The following is a 6,634-nucleotide window of genomic DNA, read 5'->3' as shown; positions in this document are numbered from 1 at the left end:
TCCCTTCTCATCTCGTCGGCTTTCTTCGGGTCCCAGGTCCCCTTGCCGTAGGCGCTTTCCCAGCACTTTTTCGCGCAATCGTTGGGAGCGCCGAAGTTGTGCCTCCTGGAATTGCCAGCTGCCCCGGCCCCGCCGAAACAGGGACCGCTGCTCGGAGCTTCCGGTTTGGACTTGCCTTCGGGATCCCACCAAACGCCGATATTCCCCGCCCAGCCACAGTAACAGCGGCAGAGACAATTGTAGTACCTGGAGTCCAGTTCGGCTTTGGTTGGCGGCGGGGTACACCCCTGTTCGAGGGCTGGTTTGCTCTTTTCCACACATCCGTCAGGTTTCGTCGCCGTGACGGTCCTTTTCTGCTTCTTCGTGGTCCTGTCGCATTCGCCCCAGGCAGAGTACTCGTAGGTGCACGACGGTGGTGCCTTCTTCACGTCCGTCGGGGAGACCTTCGTCACTCCCGCGGTGGGGTCGGCGGGTGGCGGAGTATCGGAAGCCTTCGTCTCCCCCGGCTTCTTGTCCTCGGGAGGCAGTTCGACCACCACCGTCGCGCAGCCCTTCCGCGTGGCCTTGCCGGAAAGTCCGTCCTCCGTCGACACGATGGGCAGGCCATCCACGCGCCAGACGTACTCGACGGAAACGCATATCTCGTATGTGCCGGGAGTATCGAGGGAAACCTCGGCCGTGCCCCGGTTATAGTTCTTCGCGAAAGCCCTGCCGTTCACGGTCCAGATGTAATCGCTTCCGGACCCTGGTTTGGCGTGGACACCGCCCAGGCACTTCGCTCTCTCCTCGATGTCCCTCGTAACCCCGGAGACACCGGCCGTATCCTCGGCGGACAACCGCACCGTACCTTTTTCCTTGAGCCGGGACGGCCTCGCGGTGACCCTGACCGGCTGTTCCTCCAGGGTTTGCCGCAGGGCGTCCGCTTCGTTCACGATGAGCTGGCGGCTGTCGAGCCAGGTCTTCAGGACCGGCTGGAGACACTTGTTGACGAGGGCCTGCTCCACCCCTGCGTCGTGGCTCGATTCGTAGTCGTCGTAGTGCTTCGCCGCCGCCTTCGCGTGACAGTTGAGAAGCTGCAACATAAAGGGCGGTATCAACTCCTGCTTGAACTTGTGCCCCATCGCGAGGCTTCTTCTGAGGCCCTTGGAATCGTGTATCCTGCAGGCGAGCTGCCTGTCGTCCTGTATCTGTTCACACCCCTTCTCCTCGATGTTCTGCTCCCTGCCGGGAACCGTGTACATGCCGGCGATGAGGTCCATACAGTCCTGTCTGCCCACAACGGCGCCGTACCCGTAGGAGCTGATCCAGTCGACGAGGAGTTCCCCCGTCGTCATGAATATCATGCTGAAGAGCTGCGCGTAGCCGAAGGTGGGGTTCGCGAGGCCGGCGATCGTCACAGCCAACCGTGCGCTCGCCTTCGCCGCCCCCTCCCTTTCGATGGCCGCCGGGAATTCCTTCAGCTCCCACAGGGCGATAAGGGACATGAACCAGTTCCTGTACGCAAGCCGTGCCCCGCTCTTTAAGGTTGTGAGAGCGCTGCCCGAGGCCTCCTCGAGGTTCACCCTCAGGGTTGCCCACTTGCCTTCGCCTTCCAGGACCCCCTTCAGGAATGCCCGCTGTTTCACCGAGTTCTTTACCGCCATCGATTCCAGGGCGGCAAGGTCGACGGTGGTCTTCTTCATGACCTCACCACCCAGCTTGTTCGCGAACTGCTTCGTCTTCGCGAGCATCGCCTTCGCGTCGTCCGCCGATTCGAAGGCAAGCTTTATGGCATCGTCTATCTGGCTTTCCAGGGCGTCAAGCTCCTTGACCGCCGCGCCTTCGGCACTCACACCGCCCAGTTTCCTGGCACTCTTCAGGCGGTCCTTCGCGCGGGAGAGGTTCTTCTTCGCCGTGTCGAGCTTGCCCTCCTTCAGGGCCTTCTGCGCCTCGTTCAGGCTGTACTCCGCCGACTGGACATATCCCTTCAGATTGGCCTCGCCGACCGTCTCGGCAACATGCTCGGCCTCGGCCGTTGCCTTCCGGACCAGGCGGTATGAGTCTGAGCCCTCGTCTGCCACGAGCTCGACGACCTGGCCCCTTTTTCCCGTCTCGTATCCCTGGCGGATGAACTTCGTGGGCGTCGTGTAGAGGCCTTCCGCGGCCTCCTCACCCACCTCCAGGAGGTTGGGGTAGTTGCCCATCTTCAGAAATTTGGCGATGGCCTGTTCGTTCTGCTCTATCCCCTTCAGGAGCTGCGCGGGGGGGTAGAAGTTCACGGACTTGAGAAGGAGCTGTACCTCCTCGGCGCTGTATCCGGCACTTTTCGCCATGGCGAATATCTTCTTCCTCAGGCGCCCCTGGTAGGCCTTCCAGACCTCCCGCGCCCGCTCCGGCCCCACGTCGTCCAGGGAGATGAAAAGCCTGGCATCGTGGTCGGATGGATCGAGGAGATTGGTGAGGGGATTGCGGTAGTTCTCGCCCGATATCCACGACCCCTGCTTGATCACCTTGAGGAAGGGGTTGCCCATATCGACAAGAACGCCGTCCATGGCCTCGCTCACGAGCTGGGAGGGAGGCATCGTGACGGCGGGGAGAAGCATCGGCACGAGAAGGAACACACAGACAAGAAGATTGATCTTCAGAGACTTCGGAATGCGCATGCGATCCCCCTTCGGGACTTCCTGGAATGTGGACTGCTTGGTGAATCCGCGGCCGACTCATCTGGTCCAAAGGCAAAGCGACGGATACCCAACGAGGGCACCCTTTGCCTTTTGACGCAATATATCGACGACGGACTCAGGTTGTCAACATTAATATTAGGCTGTACTACACCACCCGTCCGCAAAGGAAAGCCTGGCCTCAGTTGTCAGGATCATGACGCTGCGCCTGCCCCCTGCGGACAGAGGGTTGCCCCCGGGGCCCGAGGTCTTTCGTTGACAAAATTTTCGGGTTCCAGTTATACTACGTGCTACACCATGGGTACGGCACAGCAATATTCCGCCTGCACACCAGGTGCCGCTGATCCGGGACAACTGCATAGTGAATGGTGTTTCAGCAAGGGGAATTCAACATTTCTTAACAACAGGGAGGTTCTCATGAAAGTACTACCTTCGATCCTCGTCGTTTTTCTTGCCGCCATCGCGATCGTGTGCTCCGGCGGCGATGTCTTCGCCCAGAAAAGCCAGCCCTCCGGGGCAAAGGCCATCTTCGACAGCGGTGAAGGACCGGCGGTCAGGATGTCCTCCGGACCGGCGGTGAAGACCCCCACACAGACGGCAGCCGCGCCTGCCAAAGAGAAGTACGTGGGAATCTCCTACAAGCTTGTCCTCCTTCGTGACGACGGCAGGTTCGATATCGTTCCCCGGTCGAGGACGTTCCGCTCCGGAGAACGTCTGAAACTCCTCGTCAGGACGAACAGACCCGGCTATCTCACGATCATGAACATTGGGACCTCGGGAAATACGACGGTCCTGTGCAGCGAACAGGTCGAGGCCGGCACGATGATGGAAATACCCAGGGGCGGCAACTTCAGGTTCTCCGGGGCTCCGGGCACGGAAAAGCTCCTTGTCATGCTCTCCGGCCAGCCGAACCCCATGGGCATGCCGTCGCAGGGACAGACAATGGCACAGGCACCGGCGGCCCCGCCCCCTCCGGACGGCACCAATGCGGCCCTCCCTCCTCCGCCTCCTCCGGGACAGGCTGACGTCGCGAACATTCCCCCGCCTCCTCCCCCGGGTGTCATGACGGCATCCCTCGCGGGCGGCAAGGATATCACGCTGGAAGACGGGAACAAGACGAGCTATGCCGTCATTTCCCCGAAGAGCGGCTGGAAACCCGAGCCCAAGGGCAGGAAGGACATCGTCCTTGAAACCCGCGGCGGCGAGAATTACGGGGTTGTGCCCGCGTCCTACATAGAGGACGGCAAGATCCTCACCCTCGAGATCAAACTCAATCACCGATAAGGAGAACCTGATACATGAAAAAGGAACGCGTCAGACTATTCGCCATCGTGCTCGTCGGGGTTTTTTTCCTTTATTCCTGCGCATCCATGCTGCCGAACCCCGATGAGATAAAGACCGAAGAGGACCGCATCAGGGCAAGAAGCCAGTGCATCGCCCTTCACACCGTCGGCGGGGCCCTGGGCGGGGCGCTGATCGGCGGCTTGATCGGCGGTGACTGGAAGGGGGCCGCCATCGGCGGCGCCATCGGCGGCGGCATCGGTTTCGCATATGCCTGGGGCAAGTGCCTTTCCCTGTACTCGACACTGAAAAGTCAGCCGGCGGCGGGCTACCAGGAAACGGCCCAGCAGATAGGCTACAACCAATCCCAGGGAGACCTGATCAAGATCCAGAGTTTCAACGCGAGCCCGGAATCCGTCACTCAGGGCGGTTCGGTCAAACTCGACGGCTCCTATTATGTTATGGCCCCCCCGGACCGCAAGGAGATAAAGGTCACGGAGACACGCATCGTCAAGTACTTCGACCCGTCGAAGAACGAGTTCGTCGACCTGGGACAGGTGGACCAGGAGGTCACGGCGGCTCCGGGAACACGGATCGCGAACGGGAACTTCGATATCCCCAAGGACGTGCCTGAAGGCCGGTACAAGATCGCTTTCGTCGTCAATGCCGAAGGCAAGTCCGATATGGTGGAACGTGAGCTCACCGTCCGGAAGGCCTCGGCATTCGTTCCCGACATCAACAGCATCTATGGTTACCGCACCGAGACCGTGCTTGTCGTCGAAGAGGTCTCGATGCTCAAAAGAACGGCGGACAGGTCCGTCGTGAGGTAGGGAACAGCATGAAACGGCGCAACTCACTCATACTGGCCGCGCTTCTCCTGCTCTTTCTGGTGGGGGGAAGCTGCGTGGCCCTTGCGAACACCACACCGGTCACGGACGCGCACCTCACCAGCATCAACAATAGCTTCAAACAGAACAGGATAGTGAGCGGATATGCCGAGCTCGACTCCTACGGGCGGGTCCAGCTCAAAGGGGGCTACGAGGACGACAAACAGGTCGACCTCGCCTTCTCCCTCGCCCAGACCGTCGTCGGCGTCAAGTGGGTATCGCCGGTAACACCGGACAATATAAAAGTCAAGGAATGGGAGAAGAGGATCGGAAGCCTCTTCAGCCGTGCCCGCGTCCTCAAGGAAACAGGGTCCGAAGGAGCCCCCGGGGGCGTGCGGAACCGGTACGCCCTTGTTGTCGGCGTTGGGCAGTTCAAGTACGGCATCCAAACCCTGCAGTACACGGTCAGGGACGCATCGAGCTTCTACAGTTTCCTCGTCAATCCCCAGGGGGCGGCATTCCCGCGGAGCAACGTCTACTATCTTACCGACCAGACCGCGACCAGGGACAACATCATGAAGTACCTCAACACGATAAAGAACGCTGCCGGTCCCGACGACCTGGTGGTCGTCTACATGAGCAGTCACGGCACCCCCCCTGACAAGTTCGGGGGAGTCCATATCGTCACCTACGACACCGAGGTCAAGCCCCGCGAGCGTGTCTGGCACACGGCCGTCACGGAGAACATGCTCAAGGATTTCGTCGAGGGCTTACGGGCCAAACGGCTCGTCATGATCCTCGACACATGCTACAGCAACGGCGCCTACCGGTCCATTCCGGGCTTCCTGCCTCCCGGAGGCAAGTCTCTCGGCGCCGACGATGATGAAGGCTACGGCATATCCAAAGACTACGGGAAGAGACTTCTCGGCTCAAAGGACATCGTGCTCGATGAGGCGCCGAAGAAGACCTCGGGAGCGGCAAAGAGCGTCGACAACCAGGACGGCTACGGCAAGGTGCTGCTGTCGGCAAGCAGCGCGGGCGAAAAGTCATGGGAATCGGACAGCCTCAAGAACAGCGTCTTCACCTATTATTTTGTCGATGGACTGAAGCGGTACAATGGCTCCGTGAAGGACGCCTTCACATACTCGAAGCCTCTCGTTTCCCAGAGGGTCAAGCAGGAAAAGGGGGCCGAGATCAGCCAGACGCCGCAGGCCATGGCCACCAACAGCAACTGGAACATGCGCATCAAGAAAACACCCTGATATTTAATAAGGAGGAGGACAGATAGATGAGGAATTGGATCGCAGTCGCCACCATAGCTATCGTGGTTTCCATGGGGCTCATGGGAATGGGATGTGACAAGATGCCCTGGTCGAAGTCGGAGCCGAAGGCCGAACCGCAGCAGCCGGCACCCCCGCCCGCGCAGGAAAAGCCTGCCGCCGCTCCCGCCGAAGCCGCAAAGCCTGCCTCGGGAGAACCCAGCCAGGAGGTGAAGGCACACCTGAAACAGGGCATGAGCTACGTGAGCATCGCGAAGAACGCCACCTCGAAAAGCGTCTTCAACGAAAACCTGGACAATGCCATTGCCGAGTTCTCGAACGCGATAACCAAGGACCCGAACTACGCGGAGGCGTATTCGAACAGGGCCGTTGCCTACATGCTTCAGAAGAAGAACAACAAGGCCCTCGACGACCTCAAGAAGGCCAAGGAGATCAAACCGGACAGCGCCACCATCCGGTATAATCTCGCGTCCGTCCATTCACTCATGGGAAACACCGACTACGGTCTGGACGAGCTCGATGCCGCTCTCTCCAAGGGTTTCAACGACTACGACAGCCTGAGGAAGGACCCCGACATCAACAACCT

5 protein-coding genes are annotated in these 6,634 nt (G+C 60.1%); 4 read left to right on the top strand and 1 reads right to left on the bottom strand.

Annotation, left to right across the window (positions count from 1 at the left end):
* On the bottom strand, nucleotides 1-2,642 hold a 2,642-nt coding region (locus GXX82_07115; GenBank protein ID NLT22799.1), incomplete at its 3' end, for a hypothetical protein.
* Between the two features lie 435 nt (nucleotides 2,643-3,077).
* Between GXX82_07115 and GXX82_07110 the strand changes: the two genes are divergently transcribed.
* The 4 genes from GXX82_07110 to GXX82_07095 form a co-directional block, all read left to right on the top strand.
* Nucleotides 3,078-3,944: a DUF4384 domain-containing protein gene (locus GXX82_07110; protein ID NLT22798.1), complete on the top strand. Its 867-nt coding sequence runs from the start codon at nucleotides 3,078-3,080 to the stop codon at nucleotides 3,942-3,944.
* Nucleotides 3,945-3,958: 14 nt separating this feature from the next.
* Nucleotides 3,959-4,771 (top strand): hypothetical protein, encoded by an 813-nt coding sequence (locus GXX82_07105; protein ID NLT22797.1) that lies wholly within the window; start codon nucleotides 3,959-3,961, stop codon nucleotides 4,769-4,771.
* Between the two features lie 8 nt (nucleotides 4,772-4,779).
* The gene (locus GXX82_07100; GenBank protein ID NLT22796.1) at nucleotides 4,780-6,030 is read left to right on the top strand and encodes a caspase family protein; all 1,251 of its coding nucleotides are present in this window, start codon (nucleotides 4,780-4,782) and stop codon (nucleotides 6,028-6,030) included.
* A gap of 26 nt (nucleotides 6,031-6,056) precedes the next feature.
* Nucleotides 6,057-6,634: tetratricopeptide repeat protein (locus GXX82_07095; protein ID NLT22795.1), on the top strand; the 578-nt coding region annotated here is incomplete at its 3' end.

Origin of the sequence: Syntrophorhabdus sp. (assembly GCA_012719415.1) — a bacterium.
GTDB lineage: Bacteria > Desulfobacterota > Syntrophorhabdia > Syntrophorhabdales > Syntrophorhabdaceae > Delta-02.
The sequence above is the reverse complement of the archived record's forward strand: the minus strand, read 5'-3'. Positions and strand labels throughout refer to the sequence as shown.

What these genes read in the sequence shown, in the direction of transcription:
- GXX82_07105 (NLT22797.1), top strand. Translation starts at nt 3,959, where the DNA reads ATGAAAAAGGAACGCGTCAGACTATTCGCCATCGTGCTCGTCGGGGTT.
- GXX82_07110 (NLT22798.1), top strand. Translation starts at nt 3,078, where the DNA reads ATGAAAGTACTACCTTCGATCCTCGTCGTTTTTCTTGCCGCCATCGCG.
- GXX82_07100 (NLT22796.1), top strand. Translation starts at nt 4,780, where the DNA reads ATGAAACGGCGCAACTCACTCATACTGGCCGCGCTTCTCCTGCTCTTT.